Raw genomic sequence first — 22,545 nt, forward strand, 5'->3', positions numbered from 1 at the left:
TAAGCAGCGCTGAAAATATATAATAATAAGTAACAAATGAAGTGAAGGGGGAACTAGAGATTGGACTTCTTTTCTATACTGTCTGAAGATCGGATCAAAAAAGCGTACAAGGATGGCGAGTTTGATAATTTGCCAGGCTATGGGAAACCGCTTCCGTTCGATGACCTGTCTTCCGTCCCTGAAAATTTGCGCATGGCCTACCGCATCATGAAGAATGCCGGATTCACTGATGAAGAAAACCAAATGAAGAAGGAAATGCTGACGATCGAAGACCTGATTAAACAATGTGAGGATCAGGAAGGAAAAATGGTATTACAGAAGAAGCTTAACGAAAAGATGATCCGCTTTAACAGCATGATGTCGAAAAGAAGACAAAACACCAATTCATCCCTTTTCAAAAACTACGAAGAGAAAATTAACAATAAATTATTCTAATGGATCAGATGATTGGAATTGAGGAGAATACATGAACAAAGATGAATATATAACGGTCCTTGAAAAAAGAGTGGAAGAATATGAGGCAGCCATAGCGGATATGACTGCACCGATTATACCATCGATCATTCCCCAGACGATACTGGTGCCTATTACAGGCCTGCTCATGGCAGAAAGATTCGAAAAAATTACGGCTAAAATCCTGAATCATATTAAAGAGCATGACACTGAATTCGCCATCATAGATTTTACAGACATTACCGTCGACCGCATAGAGCAGATGTGCCTTTCAGAACTTGGACAGCAAATCCGCAACCTGACTGATTCCATTAACCTCATGGGAGTTAAGCCTTACTTTGTAGGAATGACCCCGCAGCTGATAAAGGAAATCGTCCTTTCCGGAATAGAGCTAAATGCTGAAACACATGCAACCTTCCAGGCGGCCTTAAAGCATTTAATGAAAATAAACAGCCTCGTCTTTCAAAAAATATAAATTCTCAAAAACTCCTCTCCTGAATAGGACAGGGGTTTTTTTCATTGAACAGGCACATTTTCTTTCCCTTTGGGGATTTGTCCATGCGAAAACCTCCGGTGGCACATATTCTATAGTATCCATGAGAAAGGAGGTAGAAATATGTCGAGAGATTGGAGAAGAAGATTTGAGATTAATGCAGATGAAGTAGAAATCAGAGCCGAAAGAGTTATTGTAAAAGAAGATGATGATCGCCGCCGTGATGATGTACGTGGAGCGGAAGACCGCCGCAGGAAGCACCGTCGGGATGATGTAGGTGGAGCAGAAGACCGCCGCAGGAAGCACCACCGTGATGACGATGTATTTGGTATCGAAGACAATCGCAGAAACCATTGTGGCTGTGGAAGAGACAGTGTGGGCGGAGCAGAAGACGACCGCAGAAGACATCGCCGTGATGACGTACGCGGTGCAGGTGACTTATGGTACAACAGAGACTTAGCCGGATCTGGAAGAGGATGCAGACGCCGCCGAGATGATGATGACCGCAGAAGAAGAGGTTTCTGCGGATGCCGCTGGATCTAAAAACAATGAAAACGAAGGCAGGGGAAGCACCTCTGCCTTTTATATATGAAAAATTCCCTAAAGAACTGTAAAAATCATCCGAAATTAATAATAGAAGGTAATAGAGATTTTCAGACTACATAGAAGGTGTGGCTTGCATGGATAAAACAACGATTATAGGCGTAATATTAGGGATTATAGCAGTTGGAGTAGGGATGGTTTTTAAAGGGGTTTCCCCGTCTGTTCTGATTAATCCGGCCGCTATTCTGATCATTATCCTGGGAACTGCAGCAGCAGTGGCTATTGCATTTCCAACAAATGAAATCAAACGGGTGCCCAAGCTTTTCGGCATTTTATTTAAAGAAGAACAGCTGATGAACCCGGCTGAGATGATTAAGATGTTTTCGGATTGGGCTCAGCTGGCAAGAAAAGAAGGATTGCTTGCACTTGAAGTCAAAACGAACGAAATCGAAAATACTTTTTTAAAGAACGGCTTATCTCTGGCCGTTGATGGGCAAAGTGCCGATTATATACGTGATGTATTAAGCGAAGAAATCGAAGCGATGGAAGAAAGACATCAGGCCGGAGCCCAGATTTTCAGCCAGGCAGGCACCTATGCCCCATCTCTTGGAGTGCTGGGAGCAGTAATAGGATTAATTGCAGCACTGGGTAATATGGAGGACACCACGAGCCTCGGTCATGCCATCAGTGCGGCATTCGTAGCGACTTTGCTGGGGATTTTCACGGGTTATGTGTTTTGGCATCCGTTTGCCAATAAGCTTAAGAGAAAATCCAAGCAGGAAGCAAAAATTAAAAGTATGATGATCGAAGGCATTCTCTCTATTTTAGAAGGGGAGGCGCCTCGGGTAATAGAACAAAAGCTTGCTTCCTACCTTCCTGCAGGGGAACGCCGGAAATTCCTTGAAGAAAGCAGCGTGGCGAAGGATGAGTAGGCGGAAAAAGAAGCAGCACCATGAGGAGCATGTAGATGAATCCTGGCTATTGCCGTATGCTGATTTATTAACACTGCTTCTGGCCCTATTCATTGTCCTATTCGCAATGAGTTCCGTAGATGCCCAGAAATTTCAGAAGCTCTCAAAGGCATTCAATGATGTCTTTTCAGGGGGGACAGGGGTATTTGAATTCCCAAGTCCAATGCCAGAAGGCCAAATGCAATCCACTGATGCTGTGTCCGAAAAGCCAAGCAAGGATTTGGAGGAGATGGCAGCAATGGATGAATTGGAAAAAGAAAAGCTGAAGCAGGCTGCCGATCAGGAAGAACTGGCAGAGCTGCAGCAAAGAGTCAATGCTTTTATTGAAAATCAAAACCTGGCGGATAAACTGGAAACCTCTTTAACCACCGAAGGACTGCTTGTGTCAATCAGGGATAATGTCCTGTTCGGCTCAGGAAGTGCAGAGGTCCGTGAGCAGGATTTAAATATGGCAAGTGAAATTGCAGAGCTTCTCATCATGGACCCGCCAAGAAACATTATCATAAGCGGCCATACAGACAACGTCCCGATCCGCAACTCAAACTTCGAGTCCAACTGGGAACTCAGTGTGATGCGCGCTGTCAATTTTATGAAAATAATTCTGAAAAATGACCAGCTGGACCCTAAATGGTTCAGTGCCAAAGGCTTCGGAGAATTCCAGCCGGTTGCCGGAAATAATACCAAGGAAGGCAGAGGGAAGAACAGACGGGTAGAAATTTTAATATTGCCAAGAACGGGGAATCAGCCTTAGGGGGCTGGTTTCTTTTTGCAGTGAAATAAAAAAAACGCTGTGATCCAGCCGCTTTGAAGTGAAAAATTATTATTCATTTGCTTCCTGTTCCGTGCCTTCCGGTTTACACATGCGGTCGACCATTACACCAAATAGAAATACACAGGCAATTGGAATAGAAAAGTTCAATACATGAACAATGGTCATTAGCAAACCTCCCAAAAGGTATTAATTACATCATATGCCAACATTCACAAAAAAGACAAGTAATATTCAGAAAATACACATAATTTGAGATTGACAAAAAGAAAGAGCCGCAAATGGGCTCTTATAATGGAAGATCTGCTTCTGAATGAATGGTTTTTGGTTCTGTCTTTTTTCCATGGAGCAAATAGTAAACGAGTAATCCAAACAGTGCCACGCCCGCAAGCATAAAATAAAGTGAAGCGAAGCCTGTTTTTACAGCAAGTATTCCAAGAACATAGGATCCCAGTCCAATTCCGGTATCAAAAAGTGTGAAGAAGGTTGAGGTAGCAAGTCCGCGTTTAGCTGGATCAGCCTGCTTAATTGCAACCGTTTGGAGACCCGGAACAATGGTGCCATATCCCAATCCGATTATCGCACCTGACAGCAAAAACACAAAGGTACTGTTTGCCTGGCTTAGTAAAAATAACCCTGCGGCAAAAAGAATAATGGCCGGATAGATCACTCTATTTTCTCCGTACGCATCAAACCAGCGGCCTGTAAATGGGCGGGACATAATAATAAATGCCGCATATACCACAAAAAAGAAGCTTGCAGCTTCAAGCAAATCAAGCTCTTTCGCATAAACAGAAATAAAGGAAAGAATTCCTGAGTAAGCGAAAGCAAGGATGCCTGCAGAAATCGCCACGGGAACTGCACTTTTTTCAAATAAGCTTGAAAAGGTAAATTTTGGATGCTTCACAGAGCTCTCTGCTTTATGCGGTATTCTTACAAAAGCACCCAGCACGATAGCAATAAAAGATAAAACTGTACATAAAGCAAAAATCCATGAGAAATTTGCATATTGAACAATCGTCAAACCGGCAAACGGGCCAATGACCATGGCCAGATTCATGAACATTGCATAATATCCAAGTCCTTCGCCTCTGCGTTCATTCGGTACAATATCAGCAACGATAGCTCCAGTTGCAGTGGTAGCCATGCCAAATCCAACTCCGTGCAGGAATCTCAGTGCTAAAAGAGCGGGTGTAGAGTCAGCCCAGAAGTAAAGCAAAGAAGATACGGCAAATACAATCAAGGAAGCAATCAGGATCTTTCGGCGTCCAACCTCGTCAATCCATTTCCCTGTAAAAGGCCGGCTGATCACTGCAGCAATCAGAAAGACTGAAATAATCAGACCTACCTGTGTTTCATCCCCTTTTAAATCATCCAAAATATAAAGGGGAAGCGTAGTCAGCAAAACATAAAACCCCATAAATAAGAAAAAACTAGTAATAGAAATACTCAAAAAATCCTTCGTCCATAATGGTTGTTTCTTCATAGTTGTCCTCCTAACAATGAAGTACCAGGTACCTAGACCACTTTGGTGAACTGGTCTAGGTGCCTGGTACCATATTTTCTCTCATTTTTGCCATAATTGTGATCATCGTGCTGATTTCTTCTTCCGTAATATTCTGCAGGACATTGCTTTCACTTGATCTTACTGCAGCAAGCCAATTGTCGTATTCCTGGATGGCTGCATCAGTCAGAAAAATCAATTTTTCACGTTTGTCCTTTCCTGCCGTTCTCGTGATCCAGCCCGATTTCTCAAGACGGGCCAATGTCCTGGTCATGGTCGGAGCCTCAACGCCAAGATAAGAAGAAATCTCTTTTTGAGTGCTCGGGCCTCCAATTTTCAGACGGTAAATAATCGTCCATTGAGCAGCGTATAAACCAAGCGGCACTAAACTTTCATTAAGTACTTTGGAAAAATGGCGTGTAAATTGGTTAATAGAATGAAAAAATTCACTTTGATTAGGGTGCATGTATTCACCTGCTTAAAATAATTACCTAGCTAACTATACATGAAATTTACGAAAATGTCCACCTCTTCTATTCTTTTGCTAACTAAGTGTTTAACTGCCAAATAAAAGGGAATGGAAGAATAAGGGCAACTGTGCACAACAATAAGGGGGAAATTTTTTTGGATAAGTTATTAGAAGCCGTAGGAGATATTTCAGGATGGCTGTGGGGATATCCCATCATCCTATTATTAGCCGGAACAGGACTGTATTTAACCTTTTTGCTTGGTTTCTTCCAGTTCCGTTATCCGGTATATATTTTTAAGCAAACATTCGGAAGTGTGTTTAAAAAGCCGAAGGGGAAAGGAACCGTTACACCGCTGCAGGCACTCACTTCAGCACTTGCTTCTACCATTGGTGCCGCGAATATTGTAGGTGTGCCGGCAGCCATCATGTTTGGCGGTCCAGGTGCCGTATTCTGGATGTGGATCATTGCGCTCATTGGAATGGCCATCAAGTTCTCGGAAAGTGTATTAGCCATTAAGTACAGAGAAAAAAATGAAGATGGAGAATATGTGGGCGGCCCTATGTATTATATGACGAAGGGGCTTAACATGAAGTGGCTTGGTGTGATCTTTGCGTTCGCGCTGATGATTGAACTGATTCCAAGCATCATGGTACAGGGAAATGCAGTAGCAGCTGCGGTTGGCGAGACATTTAAAATTGATGGCCTTTATACAGGAATTGCTGTAGCAGTACTTGTTTCGTTAGTTGTTTTTGGCGGGATTCAGAGAATCGGCAAGGTGACCGAAATCTTTGTTCCGTTTATGGCTCTCATTTATGTAGGTGCGGCGTTAGTAGTCTTATTTATGAATCTTGGCAAACTTCCTGAAGTGTTGGAATTAATCTTCACTTATGCGTTTCAGCCAATGTCTGCAATGGGCGGATTTGCCGGAGCGGCAATTGGCGAAATCATTCGCTGGGGATTTGCTCGAGGATTATATTCCAATGAGGCAGGACTCGGAACCGCTCCGATTGCCCATGCTGCAGCCACAACCGATCACCCGGTGCGCCAGGGATTTTGGGCGATCATCGGAATCGTTGTTGATACGCTGATTGTTTGTACTGCAACGGCATTTGTTGTCCTATCCTCCGGGGTGTGGACAAGGGAAGGGGCAATGGAAGATCCTTCAGCCCTGACAGCAGCGGCATTTACGGAATACTTTGGATCATTTGGAGGTATTCTTGTTGCTGTATCCCTGGTATTCTTTGTCATTTCGACGATCATTGTCGTAGTCTTTTATGGATCCAAAATGGCAGAGTTCCTATTTGGCTCATTTGCCGGAAAAGCCATTAAAGTCGTTTACATTGCTGCCATTGTTCTTGGCTCAGTGGGAGCGGCGAAAACAATCTGGCAGTTCCTTGATCTGGCTCTTGCCATGATTTTGATACCAAACATCGTTGCTGTTCTCCTTCTAAGCAAAGAGGTTAAACAGCTGAAAAACGAGTTTTTTACTTCAGAAAAATATTATTTAAAGGATATTAAAAAAGATGATAATGCTGCGTAGAGTTTGGTCTTCCGCTTATGGCGGGAGGCTTTTTTATTAACTTCGCAAATTTTTTGAAAAATAACACTTGTGTTACAAATAGACATAAGTTTATAATATAGACAAAAGTTTAATAAGGCGGGGCTGGTCAATTATGAATGATAAAGAAATATTGATTTTGCAGCTGATTAAAGAGGATCCTTTTATTGCCCAAAACGAGCTGGCAGAAAAAACGGGACTTTCCAGGTCCGCAGTAGCCGGCTATATCTCTTCACTGACCAAGCAGGGGAAAATTCTTGGCAGAGCTTATATCCTGCCGCAAAAGAAAGAAGTGCTTTGTGTTGGAGGCGCCAATGTGGACAGAAAAATCCAGACAACAGGGCAGCTCCAATACGGAACATCGAACCCTGCAGAAAGCTCCCAATCCTGTGGCGGAGTGGCACGCAACATTGCTGAAAACCTTGGCAGGCTGGGCTGTGATGTGGGTTTGATGACAGTAGTGGGAGATGATCCGGAAGGCGAATGGCTTCTTGAATATACGAAAGCTTTTGCTGATGTCACTCCTTCACAGTCGCTGGCAGGGTCCACCACCGGTACCTATACCGCAGTGCTCGATAATGAAGGAGAAATGGCTGTAGCACTCGCTGATATGTCCATTTATGAAAGCGTTAGCAGAGAATTTGTCGAGAAAAAGTGGGGTTACCTGGCATCATCCGAAATGGTGATACTCGATACAAACTTCCCGCCCAAGGTTCTGGAACAGATTATTACAAGGTGCTATGAAGAGAACATTCCGCTTTGCATTACTCCTGTTTCTGCACCAAAAATAAAAAATCTGCCGGATGATCTGAAGGGTGTTACCTGGCTGATTGCCAACCAAAATGAGGCAGAAGCACTAACGGGGATGGAGATCAGCAATGAAGGAGACTTCTTTAAGGCGGCACAGGAGATTATGAAAAAAGGCGTTGAAAGAGTCGTTATCAGCCGGGGAGATAAAGGGCTAATCTACTTTACAAACAGGGGTGAAGCAGGTGTGCAGCTTCCTCCGAAGGTGAAAATTGCCGATGTGACAGGTGCAGGTGATTCGCTTGTATCAGGAATTATTTTTGCCCATTTAAAGGGCCTGAGCACAGAGGATGCCTGCAAAATCGGCATGTCCTGCTCCATGCTGGCTCTGCAGTCCCTTGAAACCGTTAATCCTAATCTAAACAACACACGCTTGCAGGAAACATTCAAACAATATTTCGACTAAGGAGAAGTGACATCATGTTAGAAAAATGGCTTGAGTACTCAGAAGAAGTGTTAGAAGCAAAGAAAGCAAATAAACCGGTTGTTGCCCTTGAGTCCACAATCATTTCACATGGAATGCCATACCCGCAAAATGTTCAGACGGCAAAAGAGGTAGAGGAAATCATCCGCAAAAACGGTGCTGTCCCTGCAACGATCGCCATTTTAAACGGAAAAATTAAAATCGGTCTGTCAGATGAGGAGCTGGAGTTCCTGGCCCAAAGCAAGGACGTGGAAAAAGCAAGCCGCCGTGACCTTCCATATTTGGTAGCGAAAAAGAAAAATGGTGCGACAACTGTAGCAGCCACCATGATCTGTGCAGAGCTTGCCGGCATTGAAGTGTTTGTAACAGGCGGAATTGGCGGAGTTCACCGCGAAGCTGAAACCACAATGGACATCTCGGCTGACCTTCAGGAGCTTGCGATGACCAATGTTGCTGTTATCTGTGCAGGTGCAAAATCCATCCTGGATATCGGGTTAACGCTCGAATATCTAGAAACCCACGGCGTTCCGGTCGTTGGATTTGAAACAGATGTATTGCCTGCCTTTTATACACGCACAAGTCCGTTCAGCGTGAACTACCGGGTGGATAATGCAGAAGAAGCAGCCGAAATGATCCGCACAAAATGGGAACTGGGCCTAAAAGGCGGCGTTGTCATTGCCAACCCAATCCCTGAAAAAGATGCGCTGGAAGAAGCGTTCATCACAAATGTTATTGAAACTGCTCTTAAAGAAGCAAAAGAAAACAATATCGCAGGCAAAAAAGTAACGCCATTCCTACTAGGTAAAGTGAAGGAGTTAACAGAAGGAAGAAGCTTGACAGCGAACATTGCATTGGTGAAGCATAATGCGGAAGTGGGCTCTAAGATTGCTGTTAGTTTGAATAAGTAAGGGGAAAGCCAGACTTAGGGAGTCTGGCTTTTTATACTGATAGAATGATAGCTGTGATGATGATGGCTAAATATAATAGTAATCTTAAGAAATTGATCATCAGGATCTGTCCCTTCTGGAACCCATATATTAGATGATATGTACAGGGTCTTATATGGGGGAAGGGTGTTTGTCTATATGCAGTAAAAAGGGCACTTCCTTTGGAATGTGCCTCTTAATTTTGTATTCTTTTGGCATTCAGGATATACCGGGATGGTGCATTGCCCACATATGAGAAGGGGTAGCAGGTGGAAACAGTGAGAATTTCGTTAGGAGCGGTGGAGCGGATCACAGTGGTATCGTCTGCATCAACAATCTTAGAATCGGTAATTTCATATGTAAATTTACCATATGGCATGCTGACTTCAAAAATATCACCGATTTCAAGTTCGCCGAGTCTTCGAAAGACCGTATCCCGATGCCCTGATAATAAAATCTGATCGGGCTGCCCTGGAAGTACAGTTGTGGAGTAGTGGCCAACCCCTTTTTCCAGCTCATCCTCATCTGTTCCTTCTATAATGGGAAGTTCTGCTTTTAAACGGGGGATTTTTAAGATGCCAATAGCTTCACCCTGCTCAAAGGATATATCTATTGGCTGTTCTGTTAGGAGAACACTTTTACTTTCTTTGTTTACTTCGTTCTGAACTCCTTCTTGTGCCTGGGCTAAAGAATCCTTTGTTTTCTTCTCTTGAGCGTACATTTCCTGCAGCGAGAACAGGACCAATCCGCCTCCGATTAAGATAAAGAAGGAGGCAGCTAATAGCAGCAAACGGCTTTTAAACTTCAATTAAGAATTACCTCCATTCAACTTCTTAAATTTAATAAAGTCCAGATAATAAGCGAAATCCTCTTTCGTAATTCCCTGCCTGATTGCTTCTTTGACAAGGGAAACCCACTCCTCATCCAGCTTAGACAAGTCTGTAATATCTTCTCTATTCTCTTCCAGCAGATCCTCAAGATTAGCATCCAGTGTCCTGGCGATTCGCGATAAAACCTGCAATGAAGGGTTCTCCTGTATGCCTCTCTCAATATAGCTTAGGTACGATTTGGATACCTCCGCTTTTTCAGAAAGCTCATTAATTGAGTATCCTTTCTTGATTCTTAAGGTTTTAATCCGGCTACCTATCATAGGCATAATACTCCCTTATCATAAAATGTAAAGACATTTTCATTATAACGAACAAATTGTTCAATAAAAAATACAAAATAGTGAGAATTCTCGAGATATTCTTAGAAAAAGAACGAAAATCGTTCTTTAAAACGAAAATTCGGCTGAATTTGGAATTTCTCAAAATAAGACGGATGGACTATACTCGACTTATCGGTTCGATAAAAAGAACGAAACGAACAAAAACAAAGAACATCAACTCACTAGGAGGGGGTTCTTATACGATACAAACGGATTAGAAAATTTGGGAAGAAGAATAAGATCCTATTGCTTGCATTTAAGTTTGTGGCTGCCTGGTATCTGCTTATTGGGATGTCGGCAACTTTGACTGGGCAGACGAATGCCTATTTTAGTGATAGGGACACAGTAAATGGGACCATTCAAGCCGGTACCTGGGAGACAGAAGAGCCAGGGTGCTCTAAAGGTGAGAAGCATGGGGAATGGGATTGCAGCTCTCTAAAATTCGTTGGACAAAAGTATGATGGGCAGAAGATATATGCAACCATTCAAAACACAGGGTCAGATATGAAAACGAATGGAACATATGAAATTTATTACATTGAGAAAGGGAACCCCAAGAAAGGAAAGCCTGTTGGTGAAGTGCTGACATTTGCTCCTATTAAAGAAGGAAAAATAATAGAAGTTTCTTTTATTCCTCAGCAAAGTGGATCCTATATGTTTAAAGCCTATCAGCACAAAGATCATCCTGGAAATGGGGAGCTGTGGAGTGAAGCTATAACAGTAAGCATAGATGCAGGTGAGACTGACAATGTGGAAGAAGAAAAAACGGAACAAAAGGCAGATGTAACAGAAGAGACTGCCAAGGAACAGGTAAGCAATAAGACAGAGGAAACAGGCAAAGAAGCAGCTGAACCAACGAAAGATAAACCTCAAGAGAAGCCTGAGCAAAAGCCAGCAGAAGAACCAAAAGAAGAGCAGAAGGTAGAACAGCCTAAAGTTGAAGAAAAGCCACAAGAGAAACCAAAAGAAGAATCAAAGCCGGAAGATACCAAGGCTAAGTCTTCAGAAGCTCCTGTTAATTCTGAAGAAAGCACAAATGAGGCAGGTGAATAGCTTGAAAAAAGCATTGAAAATGATAAGCAACATTATAACAGCGGTTCTATTCATTAATTTAATATTAATGGCCTTCCTAGTGGTCTCCTCCAAAGCATCAGGAGGAGAGCCGCAGGCCTTTGGATATCAGCTTAAGACAGTGTTATCAGGCTCTATGGAGCCTGCCTTCCAAACTGGGTCTGTTATTGCAGTAAAGCCTCTTAGCTCTGAAGAAAGAAAGTCTCTTAAGAAAGATGATGTCATTACATTCCAGGCAAGCGAAGAAAAATTAATTACTCACCGCGTAATCGGTGTCAGCAGCAGCGGAGATCATGTCATGTATGAAACAAAGGGAGATAACAACAAAACTGCAGACATGGAACCTGTGCTATCTGAAAATGTAAGAGCTGTTTATACTGGTTTCACCATTCCTTATGTGGGATATTTTATAGATTTTGCTCAATCGAAAGAAGGAAGTGCGATTTTGCTTATTGGTCCAGGGTTACTGCTTCTAGGATATGCAGCATTCAGCATCTTCCAGGCTATAAGAGAAATTGACCCTAAAAGCAGCAAAGCGGATTCAGAAGAAAAAACTGCTTAATTTGGTTGTACTCCCTGTAATAATACAGGGGTCAATATATAAAATTATACATACCCAAAAAGGGGTAAGAGGAGGAAGCTTTATTATGAATCTTAAGAAAAAGTTAGGTATGGGAATTGCATCTGCAGCATTAGGTATTTCATTAGTTGGTGGGGGAACATTTGCATACTTTAGTGACAGTGCAGAAACTAACGGAACCTTTGCAGCTGGTACTTTGGATTTAAATGCAAATCCAACAACAATTATTGATGTTGAAAATATTAAACCAGGGGATACGATGCTCCGTTCTTTTAAACTTGTTAACAATGGAACATTGGATATTGCAGCAATTAATCTTGATACTGAATATACTGTAACAGGAGCAGGAAATAACAATGGTGAAGATTTTGGTGACCATATTAGAGTGAATTTCTTATTCAACGCTGACAAACTAGATACTCCTATCTTTTCAACAACTCTTTCTGAGTTAAAGTCAATGAAGCCAGATGTAATTGAAGGAAATATCTTTGGGGCATGGTTGGCGGAGAGAGGTGGTAAGTTGGCTGCTGGCACAGATGATACTCTTTATGTACAATATGAGTTTGTAGAAAACGATGAAGATCAAAATGTGTTCCAAGGTGACTCTCTATCACTTAAATGGACTTTCAACGCTGAACAAGGCGCTGGAGTTGCAAAATAAATGACTTTCGCAAAAGGTGGGAATCATTCCCGCCTTTTGTTAAATCTATCGTTGTGAGGGAATGCCATGAAAGTTAAAAGTTTGCTGGCAAAACCTATAAAAATATTTTTTATATGTAGCATTGTTTTTTTTATTGTTTTTGGAAACGGAACGGCAATAGCAGTGGACAATGATATTGATATTAATACGAACTTAGAGAACTTAAATAGGTACCTATTTGAAGTAGATAATTTAAAACCAGGGGACTGGATGCCCCGAAATATAACAATTAAAAATGATGGCAATCAAGATTTTAAATATACTTCTAACATCGGAAAATCGAAGTCTATTAAAGGACTTTTTGAGGAATTAGAACTTGAGGTTAAAAAAGATACAAAGATACTTTACGAAGGAAGGCTTAAAGATTTTAAAGGCTTCTCCCCCAGAGAATTAGCGAAAGGGACAGAAGAAACTTTATTTTTCCAAGTAACAATGCCAGAACATTTAGGAAATGATTTTCAAAATTCCGCTGCAGAGGTTGAAATCATTTTTCTTGCCGAAGCAACAGGTGATCCCGGAACCGGCAACGAGACTCCCGGATCAGGAGATAATAATAATTCTGGAGGGGGAACTAATAATTCACCACCATCCACAGATGCAACGGTAATTCCAGAGAAGGTTAATAAACTCCCAAATACCGCAACTAATAATTATAATTTATTACTTATCGGTGCACTATTTTTAGGTGCCGGAAGCGTAATTTTATTATGGCGTTATAGAAGGCTGCGGAGTGAAACTTAGATTAAGGCCTGAGGAACTGATTCTTTAAGGCCTTAATTTTTATTCGTGTTTAGAACTTATTTAAGCAGTTAATGAATATAATCAAAAAGCTACTCATTAAGCGGTGAACTTATGAAAAAAATTCTACTGTATCTTGCCTTCATTAATCTACTGGATGGTCTCTTGACGTTCTTTGGAGTTAAACTTTCGCTAATTGAAGAATGAATCCAATAATGGATGTTCTATATACTATGGAACCTATATTATTTCTTTCTCTTAAAGCTGTTCTTTCAGGCTTTTTAATCCTGCTGTCAACTTCAATTAATTTTCCGCCGTAAACTAAAGTAAAGGTATTGGCAAAAGGTGCAGCTTATCTTTATTCCTTAATATTGGTACTTCATGTTTTATGGATTTATGAAGCTCTATCTTAATAACCAATAGAGTGAAAATACCATTCTTAGTCAAGAGAGGGGGCTGTAAATGTACCGAAAGAACTGCCATAAATGCCACAAACCTTCATATAGCAGCAGTGAATCGGGAGACTGGCTATGCCCGATCTGCCACACCAATCTAACGAATGAAAACTTTTTGGAGGCTATGACCCTCGAACCAGTCCACACAACCTTTAAAAAATGTAAAAGTCCGCATACCTATTCAATAAAACAAATCAGCAAAAATTACAGAAAAAGAATCGGACTTTCATACTACTCAAAAAAGAGTTCGACCATTAATAACAACTTCCTTTAAAAGATGAGGGGTACAGGTAATCAAAAGAACCTAGATCAATTAGAAATTTGTCGAAAATCAAATTAATTTAATATTAAAATAATTAATAAAAATTACAAAATCTGACAACGTTAGCAATACGGCCATAGTAGAATACATCTATGGAAAATATTTCTTTGAGTCGATAGGCGCAGAAAAAGGCAAACTCATTGAAAAATGAGGACGCAAAGTCACGGGTCTAAGGTATTGAAAAATACTACGATGGCTGGGTTGCCTGGAATACGATACGTATCCTGGGGGGAAGAATTTTGACGGAGCAAAATGTAAAGGTCGAAGGAATTGATTTGGAGTGGCTGCAGTTAATTATGGAAGCTAAGAACTTAGGCCTGCAAAAGGAAGAAATTAGAGAGTTTTTACATAATAACAAAGCCAAAGAGCTTCTGATGGAAGCCTAATATCCGGTATTGCTAAGTATTTCTGTTAGAGGTATCTCTATATACGGAAATGCTTTTTATTTTGGCTGTTTTCGTAAAGTTTGTTGCTATTTAATAAATTGATTTAATTTACTGAGTTGATTGGAGCGGAGGGGACTTGACTCCTGCGGGAGGAGAGGGAGCGGGAGACCCCGCAGGCAAAGCCGGGGAGGCTCCCGTTCCTCCCCGCGGAAAGCAAGTTCCCGCAGCGGAAATCAACGGGCAGAATACTAAGCAAAAACAACACACTATGAGAAAGGATCCTAATTTTGCAAAAAAAATAAGCCTGTACCTTCAGGCTCATTGCATCTATGATTTTTGTCCGCTTCTCCACTTATTAAAATCCAAAAACTCCCGAAATTGCTCCTTAGAAACACCAGACTCCATCGCTTCCTTCACAATTTTCATCCATTCTGAATCGAGGTCTTCCTTGTTGATCTGCTCATGGATCAGATGGTCCACGGGAACATTCAGAACACCTGCGATTTTCTCAAGAAATTGAATCGATGGATTAGTTTGCAGGTTGCGCTCAAGCGAGCTTAAATATGATTTTGCCACACCGGCCTGGTCCGCAAGCTCGGATAAGGACATTTTCTTTTCCTGGCGAAGTTTTTTTACACGATCACCGATCATCGTATACCACACACCTTATTTTGTATGTAATAGGATTATATCATATATCTAGTTCCATATTAAGAACGATTTGTTCAATATTATTACCATCATACCACAGTGTCAACCGATTTAAATAGTTAGTTATCTGTGTTTTATAAAAATAAATCTTTTGTCGCTCGCAAAAAGTAATGCTCCGCGTCAGAGGACGGGAGCATTTTGGTTTTCAATAATGTGAATAATTTGCTGTGCAGCTGCTTCCACATCATCCGCATTTACGTGGTGGAATTGGCCTTCATAGTCATGCTGTTTAAAAGCATAGCGCGGATCGTAATAGTGTTCTAATAAAAGCTTGATAAATAGCTCGTAGTTTTCTGCTTCAGCTGATTCATCCAGCTGCTCGCGGATTTCAGTATCTTTCAGACGTTTTTTAATAAACACAAGGCTTTCATCCACTTTCGGCTTGAACCATTCTTCTCTTTGATAAGGTTCCACATAGTCACGGAGGATACGCTGCACACGGGACTCCATGCTTGCAAACATATCAATATGAATACCAGTTTTTTTGGTATCAAGAAGCTCGTCCGGCTGAACAGCCTTTCCTATTCGCTTGCTTTCAGCTTCCATAATAATATAAGGGGAACCTTTAACCTCAGAAAGGGCTTGATACAATAGTGCATCAAATGTTTTCTGGGTACTGCCGTCTCCCATGCCAAAGGATCCGAAGATTGAACCGCGATGTCCTGCCATTTCTTCAAGGTCAATAACAGGATATCCTTTTTCGCTTAATACCTTCAGCACATCCGTTTTCCCGACGCCGGTCATTCCGTGCAGAACAACTGCTTTTTCAGGAATCAAGTCTGCCGTGTTTTCAAGAATATATTGACGGTACGCTCTATAGCCCCCAATTAAACGGGGGATTGAAACGCCTGCATACGTTATAAATGTAGTGACCGCTTTACTGCGCATGCCGCCGCGCCAGCAGTAAATGACAGGCTGTAAGCCATCATTTTTCAGGTCTCTGATCTTCTGCATCATGGACGGAATTTTAGGTGAAACGATTTCCATCGCTCTCCACTTAGCCGCATCAGAACCTTCTCTCTTATATAGTGTTCCGATTTCCACACGCTCTTCATTGGTGAAAAGCGGAACATTGACAGCACCGGGAATGCTGCACTCCTCAAATTCAATTGGAGACCTGACATCGACCGGAACTGCGTTGTCCATTTGGATATATTGTTCGACTGCTATTTCTCTCATTATTATTGCCTCCAAAAAATAATGCTATATATCGTCCGAAAAGGAACGTTAATTGATTTTACTCTCTCTATTATACAGGATTTTGAAAATATAGGTGTCTCCCACAATCATACTCCTATTTTCAAAAGTTTGTTCTAATAATTTTTTCCAGACATTGTAATATCAGCATATCCATTGGTTTTGCTTTTTAAAAAGGAGGTTAAATAAAAGGCAAAGGTGGTGGAAACATGTCCTTGAATACAGAGGTTGCAATTGTGGGCGGAGGGATTGGCGGCTTGACGCTTGGATTGAAGCTGGCCCAAGCCAATATTGATGTCCTCGTTCTGGAGAAACTGGATGCCCCATCTTCCGTTTATAAGGGAGAACTCCTGCAGCCGAAGAGCCTGAAAATTTTTAAGCGGCTTGATGCTTTGGATGTAATCCGCGAGAATGGCTTTTCATTTTCCCGAATTGCGTTTGAGGAAGGGGAAAAAGAGTTTGCCATGGATTACAGCATTCTGCCGGGAGATTATAAATACTCACTCATGATCGAGCATGAAAGGCTGAAAGGAATCCTCCTCAAACAGGCGCTTCAATATCCAAACTTTCATTACTTGTCAGGGACCCTGGCAAAAGGCTATGAAAATGGCGAATTAATGGTTGAGCGGAAGGATTTAAAGGAGAAGCTGACGGTGAAGGCTGACTTTTTTATAGGTGCTGAGGGAAGGAATTCCATTACAAGAAAAGTAATGAATAGCAAGATTAAGAAGATTGAGTACAATCATCAATTTTTAACTGTCACGTTCCCCCGGCCTCAATCATTGGAGGAAGGGAAGATCATTTCTAAGGGTGAACGGTTTCTCGGATTATTTCCGCTGCCGGATGCGAAAGTACGGTCTGTCTATTTAATTCCGGAGGGCACTTATAAGGAACATCTCAAAAAAGGAATTCACCATTTCCATAAAAACTATTTAGAGCTTTTTCCGGAATTGGAGGGGTATGTGACCAGGCTGGAAAATTGGAAGGATATTCAGCTGATGATTCCGACAGCCTTTTATGCAGATAAATATGTGGATGGAAGACTCGCTATCTTGGGGGATGCAGCCCATACGGTCCACCCCATGGCAGGTGAAGGGATGAATATGGCGATTCAGGATGCGGATGTGCTTGGTGAATTGCTTGCAGAGATGTATGCGAGCGGAAGAATTTCGCCGGACAAGCTTAAATGGTATGAAAAAGTCCGGAAGCCCCGCGCTGAAAAAATGATCAGCCTCAGCCATTTATCGGCCATAGCCTATTCCTATTCCAACCGGGTTATTACTGGAATACGCCGCAATGGCCTGAAGCAGATTGAAAGAGATAAAACATTGCAATATAAGCAAATGCTGAATATTTCAGGCCTTGGATATTGGTCAGAGAGCCTGTGGGATCGATTGATTCAGGCAGGAATGCTGCCGGCAAGAAGAACAGAATTATCAGCTGCCGTTAAAAGCGATTACTTTTATACAGAAAAAGATGACTATCCCTGGAAGAAGGTTGAACAGCCATGATAAATGAATATGTGAGATTACTAAAAGCACGAAATTGGATGAAAAAGAACCAGCCGTTTTTATATAGCTGGCACGCATACGTAGGCTTCGAGCTTGACCTTTTTTCCCAGTTCCGAAGCTGGAAAACGGTAAAAGAGGTGGCATCAAGCAGAAATCTTCAGGAGGAGCTGCTTTTAAGGTGGGTGGAGGTGGGGCTTTCGATCCGTCATTTGAAAAAGAAAGGGAAGGATAAAATTAAGACAGCATCTAAATTCAGTCTTCCATCCACGCCGAAAAACCCCCGATCTACAGGAATCATCCTGAAGGAAATGATGGAATTGCATATCCCGACTTTACTCTCTTATCCAGAACTGCTCCGTTCCAATAAGAAAAACACTTTTGACCATGAAGAGCATGGACCTACCGTAGCGAGAACCTCGTCACTGCTTGAACAGCTTGCATTGCCGCGTCTGATGAAAACCATTAAGAAAAACAAAATGGAAAGGATCATCGACATTGGCTGCGGGGAAGGCGGCTATTTAAGCAGAATCAGCAAAAAGTTCCCGCAGGCAAAACTGGCAGGCATTGAAATGAATGAAGAGGTGGCAGATTCCGCCAGAACCAATTGCAAAGATATTCCCAACATTAAAATTATCACAGCGGATGTCCATGAATACTCACCTGAGCATCAGGCTGATTTAATTATGGTCAATAACTTACTGCACTATATCCAGCCGGAGGATCGCAAGCAGCTGCTATCCCGCTTGAAAGGCTGGCTTAGCCGAAAAGGATCCATAACTATTATCACGCCCATTCTTCATTCGAAAAAAGGGGAAGAGTTTTCAAGTGTTTTTAACAGCTTCTTCTCTGCATTTGAAAATCTCTATCCAACCCCGACCGAGGAGGATATACATCAAATCGCTAAAGAGCTGAAGCTGAAAGTAAAAACCTTCAAGCCGGTCGTAACCGAAGGCGGATGGTATTTTATCCAGCTGTCCAACAGGTAAATGAAAGCAAGCTAGATAAATGGTAGAATGGTGTAAAACATGACTGAAATGGTGATTGAAATGAGAAATAATAAATACCTAGTGATTTATGAGGAGCTTGCCCAGCAAATTCAGGAAGGCAAGTATCCCGCCAGATCCATTCTGCCATCTGAACATGAATTGACGGAGATGTATTCCACTTCAAGGGAAACCATCCGAAAAGCGTTGAATTTGCTTGCACAAAACGGCTTTATCCAGAAAATCCGCGGGAAAGGCTCGCTGGTCCTTGATTTAAAAAAGCTTCAGTTCCCCATATCGGGTCTGGTCAGCTTTAAAGAGCTGGCCGGGAAGATGGGTCAGCGTGCCGAAACGATTGTGGACGAATTTTCACTTATTCAGCCTGATGCAGAAAAGATGAAGCATCTCCATATTGATAAAAGTGAAAAGGTATGGAAAGTGTATCGTGTCCGGAAGATTGAAGATGAGCGGATTATTTTGGACAAGGATTTTTTAATTGAGAAATATGTCCCGGGCTTGAACAAAGAAATATGCCAGAGCTCTATTTTTGCCTACATTGAGGGCGAACTCGGAAAAAAAATCAGTTTTGCCAAAAAGGAATTTACTGTGGAAGAACCAACTGCTGAAGACCGCAGGCTCCTTGATATGGAAGGGTTCCATGCCATTGTCGTGGTGAAAAATTATATCTACTTTGACGATGCCACCCTTTTTCAATACACAGAATCCAGGCACAGACCCGACAAATTCAGGTTTGTTGACTTTGCCAGAAGAATGGACAGCCAGGTATTTTAAAGGTGAATATGCCTTTTTACGTTTAAGATTGTCCATTCAGGGAAATCTCCTTATGTGAAGATTTTTCAAAGGAGATGTTATAAATGAGTAAAAAAATCGCATGCTTAATTACCGAGATGTTCGAAGATAGTGAATACACGGAACCTGCCCAAGCATTTAAAGAAGCCGGCCATGAAGTTGTGACAATTGAAAAGGAACAAGGCAAATCTGTTAAAGGAAAACAGGGCGAAGCCACTGTTCAAATAGATCAAAGTATTGATAACGTAAATCCGCAGGACTTTGATGCACTATTCCTGCCAGGCGGATTCTCACCGGACCAGCTTCGTGCCGATGACCGATTTGTTCAATTTACAAAATCCTTCATGGACGAAAAGAAACCAGTATTCGCCATCTGCCACGGACCACAGCTATTGCTCACAGCTAAAACACTCGAAGGCCGCGACGCAACCGGCTACAAATCCATCCAAGTCGACATGGAATACGCAGGAGCCAAATTCCAGGACTCAGAAGTCGTCGTCTGCCAAAACCAGTTAGTAACAAGCCGACAGCCAGATGATATTCCGGCATTTACACGTGAATCGCTTAAGTTGTTAGGTTAATAAAATTGACAGCCCTCTGCCTTAGTTGGTAGAGGGCTTAATATATACACTTAATATGGGTTTTGATTCCGTATAATTGTTAAATAACTGTGCTGATTGGAGCGAAAGGTACGAGACTCCTACGGGAGTAGCGAACCAGGAGAGACCCCGCAGGCGGTCACGCCGAGGAGGCTCCCGGTAGCCCCGTGGAAAGCGAGTGCCTGCAGCGGAAATCAGCACCCATATCAACAGCTGCACATTATGTTTAAAGGGTACAACCCATCAAAAAAGCAGCCATCAATAGGCTGCTCCAATAATTATTTATTCTTCCTCAAACTCCCCAGCTCTTCCACCAAAGCCTGCATTTCATTCGGGCTAAAAGAATCCTTCTTCATAACAAGATCATAAATATCCTTCAATTCCTCATACATTTCCTCATCAAAGTGGGAAGGCTTTATAGCACCTAAGTTTAAAACCTTCAGCTTTTCCTTAATAGCCTCAATCATAAACTCCACATTCTCAACCGATTTCTCTGACAAATTATTCATTCCCAACACCCTCTCATCACTATGTATTCACGAATCTTCGTATTCTTTTCATCTTTCCATGTTCTCAATAAATTGTCAATATAAATTAGGCTTGCATGTACCATGGAAATTAGTAGAAAATAAAGGAGAAGTTTGTACAAATCACATAAGATAATACAAGAAATGGACGAGTCAGGTTTCGTCAGCCGGAAAAAAGGGAAAAATTGAATCAAATTTTCATATAATAATTTTGCTAAAGGAGAATAAAATATGGGGAAATCATTGTTTTGGAAAGGCGTACTATATGGAGCACTTGCAGGCGGTGCGCTAAGCCTTCTTGACAAATCTACAAGGGAAACCGTTTTTGACAATTGCCGGAAAACGTCCAGCAATGTCGGCTATTACTTAAAGCACCCAAGTGAAGCAGTTAATCAGGTGAAGGATGTTTCCAACAAGGTCAAAACAGCGATTGACCAGGTAAGTGAAGACGTCGCTTTTATTACTGGAACAGTGGAAGAAATAAGAGAAATGGCACCGGAAGTAACACAGATTGTCCAGAATACAAAGCAGGCCTTTTCAGATATTAAGCTGAAGGGATCAAGTGAACTGCCGGAAAAATCTGCTGACGATTCAGTTCAGATTCCGCATTAAAAACAAGTGAGGTGTTGGAATGGGACGAACTTTTTCGGCTCTGATTCCAAACTTATGGAGGAGAGTAGAAGAAGATGACGTGTTTGGACTTGCAGCCCAATTGGCGTATTTCTTTCTCCTCTCTCTTTTTCCACTGCTAATTTTCTTGGTCACACTCGTTCCTTATTTGCCGATCACACAGCAGGATATCTTAAATGTTGTTCGGGATTTTGCACCAGGAGAGACCATGAAGCTCATTGAAAGCAATATCTATGAAATTACGCAAAGAAATGGAAAGCTTCTTTCCTTTGGGATCATCGCTACGCTCTGGTCAGCTTCAAATGGAATCAATGCCGTGGTGAAGGCTTTTAATAAGGCGTATGACGTAAAAGAAACCCGTCATTTTATTATTGCACGCGGGATGGCGATATTACTTACGTTTGCCATGATTTTTGTGTTTGTTCTGGCTCTGCTCCTTCCTGTTTTCGGAAGACAGATTGGTTTGTTTATTTCTTCGGAATTTGGTTTGTCAGGCCAATTTCTGGCGATATGGAATATGGTCCGCTGGTTAGTGAGTCCATTCATTCTTTTTGTGGTGTTTACAGGGTTATACTGGATTGCCCCCAATAAAAAATTAAGGTGTATAAGTGTTGTACCTGGTGCCATTTTTGCAACAGCCGGATGGGTGCTGTCATCACTTGCCTTTTCATACTATGTCAGCAGCTTCGGCAATTTTTCCGCGACATATGGAAGCATTGGGGCCATTATCGTGCTTATGATCTGGTTTTACATATCCGGCATTATTATCATTCTTGGCGGGGAAATCAATGCCATCAATTCTAAGATCAATAAAGAGGATTGCTGATGAAAAAGTTTCCTTCTTAAAAACATTCTCTCCGTAGCACAATAGTAATGGGGGAAAATGAATTTTCAGGAGGGCATCGAAATGACAAAACACACGAAAAAAGACGGCGGCACAAAGCAAAAAGGCAAAAATAAACCTAAACAAAAAACATCCGGATCTGCTAACGGGCAGAACGGCTACCATTAAAAAGAAAGGCGTAAGCGCCTTACCACGTAGGACCGCAGACTAAGGACACCACGACCTGTGGCAACGTCTGCATGACCCCCATCCTGGGGGCCCCAAGCACAAGACGAGCCTGAAAGTCGTCCTTTGCCTATATGGCAGGATTGGTTTGTGAACTCGAGGGGGCAGGCTGCTTGCGCCAGACATAA

The 22,545-nt window shown here is 42.0% G+C and carries 26 protein-coding genes and 1 riboswitch; of the genes, 19 read left to right on the forward strand and 7 right to left on the reverse strand.

The genetic code is table 11. The features are described from left to right. The first annotated feature begins 60 nt into the window (after nucleotides 1–60). The 5 genes from AC0VZ9_RS05645 (at nucleotide 61) to motB (ending at nucleotide 3,211) form a co-directional block, all read left to right on the forward strand. Entirely contained in the window at nucleotides 61–435 is a 375-nt protein-coding gene (locus tag AC0VZ9_RS05645; protein ID WP_475397120.1) for a DnaJ family domain-containing protein, read from the forward strand. A 31-nt stretch (nucleotides 436–466) separates the two neighbouring features. Next, a complete protein-coding gene (locus tag AC0VZ9_RS05650; protein ID WP_019382426.1) occupies nucleotides 467–928 on the forward strand; it encodes an STAS domain-containing protein in 462 nt (153 codons plus the stop codon). A 141-nt stretch (nucleotides 929–1,069) separates the two neighbouring features. Further along, nucleotides 1,070–1,489 carry a hypothetical protein gene (locus tag AC0VZ9_RS05655; protein ID WP_217025761.1) on the forward strand — a complete coding sequence of 140 codons (420 nt, stop codon included), beginning with the start codon at nucleotides 1,070–1,072 and terminating at the stop codon, nucleotides 1,487–1,489. Nucleotides 1,490–1,626: 137 nt separating this feature from the next. After that, entirely contained in the window at nucleotides 1,627–2,421 is a 795-nt protein-coding gene (gene motA / locus AC0VZ9_RS05660) for a flagellar motor stator protein MotA (protein ID WP_217025760.1), read from the forward strand. Beyond that, a complete protein-coding gene (motB, locus tag AC0VZ9_RS05665) occupies nucleotides 2,414–3,211 on the forward strand; it encodes a flagellar motor protein MotB (protein ID WP_251156869.1) in 798 nt (265 codons plus the stop codon). Before motA ends, motB begins: the two co-directional genes overlap by 8 nt. Before the next feature lie 307 nt (nucleotides 3,212–3,518). Here the strand turns inward: motB and AC0VZ9_RS05670 are convergent, their stop codons facing one another. Both AC0VZ9_RS05670 and AC0VZ9_RS05675 read right to left on the reverse strand, forming a co-directional pair. Beyond that, on the reverse strand, nucleotides 3,519–4,715 hold the full coding sequence (locus AC0VZ9_RS05670) for an MFS transporter (protein WP_475397121.1): 1,197 nt from the start codon (nucleotides 4,713–4,715) through the stop codon (nucleotides 3,519–3,521). A gap of 55 nt (nucleotides 4,716–4,770) precedes the next feature. Next, nucleotides 4,771–5,199 carry a MarR family winged helix-turn-helix transcriptional regulator gene (locus tag AC0VZ9_RS05675; RefSeq protein ID WP_475397122.1) on the reverse strand — a complete coding sequence of 143 codons (429 nt, stop codon included), beginning with the start codon at nucleotides 5,197–5,199 and terminating at the stop codon, nucleotides 4,771–4,773. A 158-nt stretch (nucleotides 5,200–5,357) separates the two neighbouring features. On the opposite strand from AC0VZ9_RS05675, the gene AC0VZ9_RS05680 reads away from it, so the two are divergent. The 3 genes from AC0VZ9_RS05680 to AC0VZ9_RS05690 all read left to right on the forward strand — a co-directional run bounded on the left by AC0VZ9_RS05680 (nucleotide 5,358) and on the right by AC0VZ9_RS05690 (nucleotide 8,900). Further along, complete coding sequence (locus AC0VZ9_RS05680) at nucleotides 5,358–6,743, forward strand: alanine/glycine:cation symporter family protein (protein ID WP_009334912.1); 1,386 nt, start codon at nucleotides 5,358–5,360, stop codon at nucleotides 6,741–6,743. 133 nt (nucleotides 6,744–6,876) lie between these two features. Continuing rightward, on the forward strand, nucleotides 6,877–7,974 hold the full coding sequence (locus AC0VZ9_RS05685; RefSeq protein ID WP_009334911.1) for a carbohydrate kinase: 1,098 nt from the start codon (nucleotides 6,877–6,879) through the stop codon (nucleotides 7,972–7,974). A 14-nt stretch (nucleotides 7,975–7,988) separates the two neighbouring features. Then, nucleotides 7,989–8,900, forward strand: coding sequence for a pseudouridine-5'-phosphate glycosidase (locus tag AC0VZ9_RS05690; RefSeq protein WP_019382419.1), 912 nt, complete (start codon nucleotides 7,989–7,991; stop codon nucleotides 8,898–8,900). Between the two features lie 214 nt (nucleotides 8,901–9,114). On the opposite strand, the gene AC0VZ9_RS05695 is transcribed toward AC0VZ9_RS05690, so the two are convergent. Continuing rightward, a complete protein-coding gene (locus tag AC0VZ9_RS05695; protein WP_475397123.1) occupies nucleotides 9,115–9,726 on the reverse strand; it encodes a class D sortase in 612 nt (203 codons plus the stop codon). Further along, the gene (locus AC0VZ9_RS05700; protein ID WP_019382417.1) at nucleotides 9,727–10,068 is read right to left on the reverse strand and encodes a helix-turn-helix domain-containing protein; all 342 of its coding nucleotides are present in this window, start codon (nucleotides 10,066–10,068) and stop codon (nucleotides 9,727–9,729) included. 273 nt (nucleotides 10,069–10,341) lie between these two features. Between AC0VZ9_RS05700 and tapA the strand changes: the two genes are divergently transcribed. The 5 genes from tapA (at nucleotide 10,342) to AC0VZ9_RS05725 (ending at nucleotide 14,380) form a co-directional block, all read left to right on the forward strand. Continuing rightward, nucleotides 10,342–11,181 (forward strand): amyloid fiber anchoring/assembly protein TapA, encoded by an 840-nt coding sequence (tapA, locus tag AC0VZ9_RS05705; protein ID WP_475397494.1) that lies wholly within the window; start codon nucleotides 10,342–10,344, stop codon nucleotides 11,179–11,181. 1 nt (nucleotide 11,182) lies between these two features. Continuing rightward, nucleotides 11,183–11,761 (forward strand): signal peptidase I SipW, encoded by a 579-nt coding sequence (sipW, locus tag AC0VZ9_RS05710; RefSeq protein WP_475397124.1) that lies wholly within the window; start codon nucleotides 11,183–11,185, stop codon nucleotides 11,759–11,761. 85 nt (nucleotides 11,762–11,846) lie between these two features. Next, entirely contained in the window at nucleotides 11,847–12,440 is a 594-nt protein-coding gene (locus tag AC0VZ9_RS05715; RefSeq protein WP_475397125.1) for a CalY family protein, read from the forward strand. A gap of 66 nt (nucleotides 12,441–12,506) precedes the next feature. Beyond that, nucleotides 12,507–13,220: an LPXTG cell wall anchor domain-containing protein gene (locus AC0VZ9_RS05720; RefSeq protein ID WP_475397126.1), complete on the forward strand. Its 714-nt coding sequence runs from the start codon at nucleotides 12,507–12,509 to the stop codon at nucleotides 13,218–13,220. 894 nt (nucleotides 13,221–14,114) lie between these two features. After that, a riboswitch (cyclic di-GMP riboswitch) is annotated at nucleotides 14,115–14,203 on the forward strand. Nucleotides 14,204–14,233: 30 nt separating this feature from the next. Beyond that, nucleotides 14,234–14,380, forward strand: coding sequence for an anti-repressor SinI family protein (locus AC0VZ9_RS05725; RefSeq protein WP_019382411.1), 147 nt, complete (start codon nucleotides 14,234–14,236; stop codon nucleotides 14,378–14,380). Nucleotides 14,381–14,707: 327 nt separating this feature from the next. On the opposite strand, the gene AC0VZ9_RS05730 is transcribed toward AC0VZ9_RS05725, so the two are convergent. Together AC0VZ9_RS05730 and mnmH are read right to left on the reverse strand one after the other, a co-directional pair. Then, on the reverse strand, nucleotides 14,708–15,031 hold the full coding sequence (locus AC0VZ9_RS05730; RefSeq protein ID WP_048010430.1) for a helix-turn-helix domain-containing protein: 324 nt from the start codon (nucleotides 15,029–15,031) through the stop codon (nucleotides 14,708–14,710). A gap of 180 nt (nucleotides 15,032–15,211) precedes the next feature. After that, nucleotides 15,212–16,270 carry a tRNA 2-selenouridine(34) synthase MnmH gene (mnmH, locus tag AC0VZ9_RS05735; RefSeq protein WP_009334901.1) on the reverse strand — a complete coding sequence of 353 codons (1,059 nt, stop codon included), beginning with the start codon at nucleotides 16,268–16,270 and terminating at the stop codon, nucleotides 15,212–15,214. 227 nt (nucleotides 16,271–16,497) lie between these two features. Between mnmH and AC0VZ9_RS05740 the strand changes: the two genes are divergently transcribed. The 4 genes from AC0VZ9_RS05740 (at nucleotide 16,498) to AC0VZ9_RS05755 (ending at nucleotide 20,173) form a co-directional block, all read left to right on the forward strand. Next, entirely contained in the window at nucleotides 16,498–17,799 is a 1,302-nt protein-coding gene (locus AC0VZ9_RS05740) for an FAD-dependent oxidoreductase (RefSeq protein WP_475397127.1), read from the forward strand. After that, a complete protein-coding gene (locus AC0VZ9_RS05745) occupies nucleotides 17,796–18,785 on the forward strand; it encodes a class I SAM-dependent methyltransferase (protein WP_475397128.1) in 990 nt (329 codons plus the stop codon). The genes AC0VZ9_RS05740 and AC0VZ9_RS05745 overlap by 4 nt, the downstream gene beginning before the upstream one ends. 39 nt (nucleotides 18,786–18,824) lie before the next feature. After that, a complete protein-coding gene (treR, locus tag AC0VZ9_RS05750) occupies nucleotides 18,825–19,574 on the forward strand; it encodes a trehalose operon repressor (RefSeq protein WP_009334898.1) in 750 nt (249 codons plus the stop codon). 83 nt (nucleotides 19,575–19,657) lie between these two features. Beyond that, nucleotides 19,658–20,173 (forward strand): type 1 glutamine amidotransferase domain-containing protein, encoded by a 516-nt coding sequence (locus AC0VZ9_RS05755; RefSeq protein ID WP_251156859.1) that lies wholly within the window; start codon nucleotides 19,658–19,660, stop codon nucleotides 20,171–20,173. 296 nt (nucleotides 20,174–20,469) lie between these two features. On the opposite strand, the gene AC0VZ9_RS05760 is transcribed toward AC0VZ9_RS05755, so the two are convergent. Further along, nucleotides 20,470–20,700 (reverse strand): DUF1128 domain-containing protein, encoded by a 231-nt coding sequence (locus tag AC0VZ9_RS05760; protein ID WP_009334896.1) that lies wholly within the window; start codon nucleotides 20,698–20,700, stop codon nucleotides 20,470–20,472. A 249-nt stretch (nucleotides 20,701–20,949) separates the two neighbouring features. Between AC0VZ9_RS05760 and AC0VZ9_RS05765 the strand changes: the two genes are divergently transcribed. Further along, on the forward strand, nucleotides 20,950–21,330 hold the full coding sequence (locus AC0VZ9_RS05765) for a YtxH domain-containing protein (RefSeq protein WP_009334895.1): 381 nt from the start codon (nucleotides 20,950–20,952) through the stop codon (nucleotides 21,328–21,330). Nucleotides 21,331–21,349: 19 nt separating this feature from the next. Further along, nucleotides 21,350–22,174, forward strand: coding sequence for a YihY/virulence factor BrkB family protein (locus AC0VZ9_RS05770; RefSeq protein WP_475397129.1), 825 nt, complete (start codon nucleotides 21,350–21,352; stop codon nucleotides 22,172–22,174). The last annotated feature ends 371 nt before the right edge of the window (nucleotides 22,175–22,545 follow it).

This window comes from Cytobacillus sp. QJM3NY_8 (assembly GCF_056173585.1).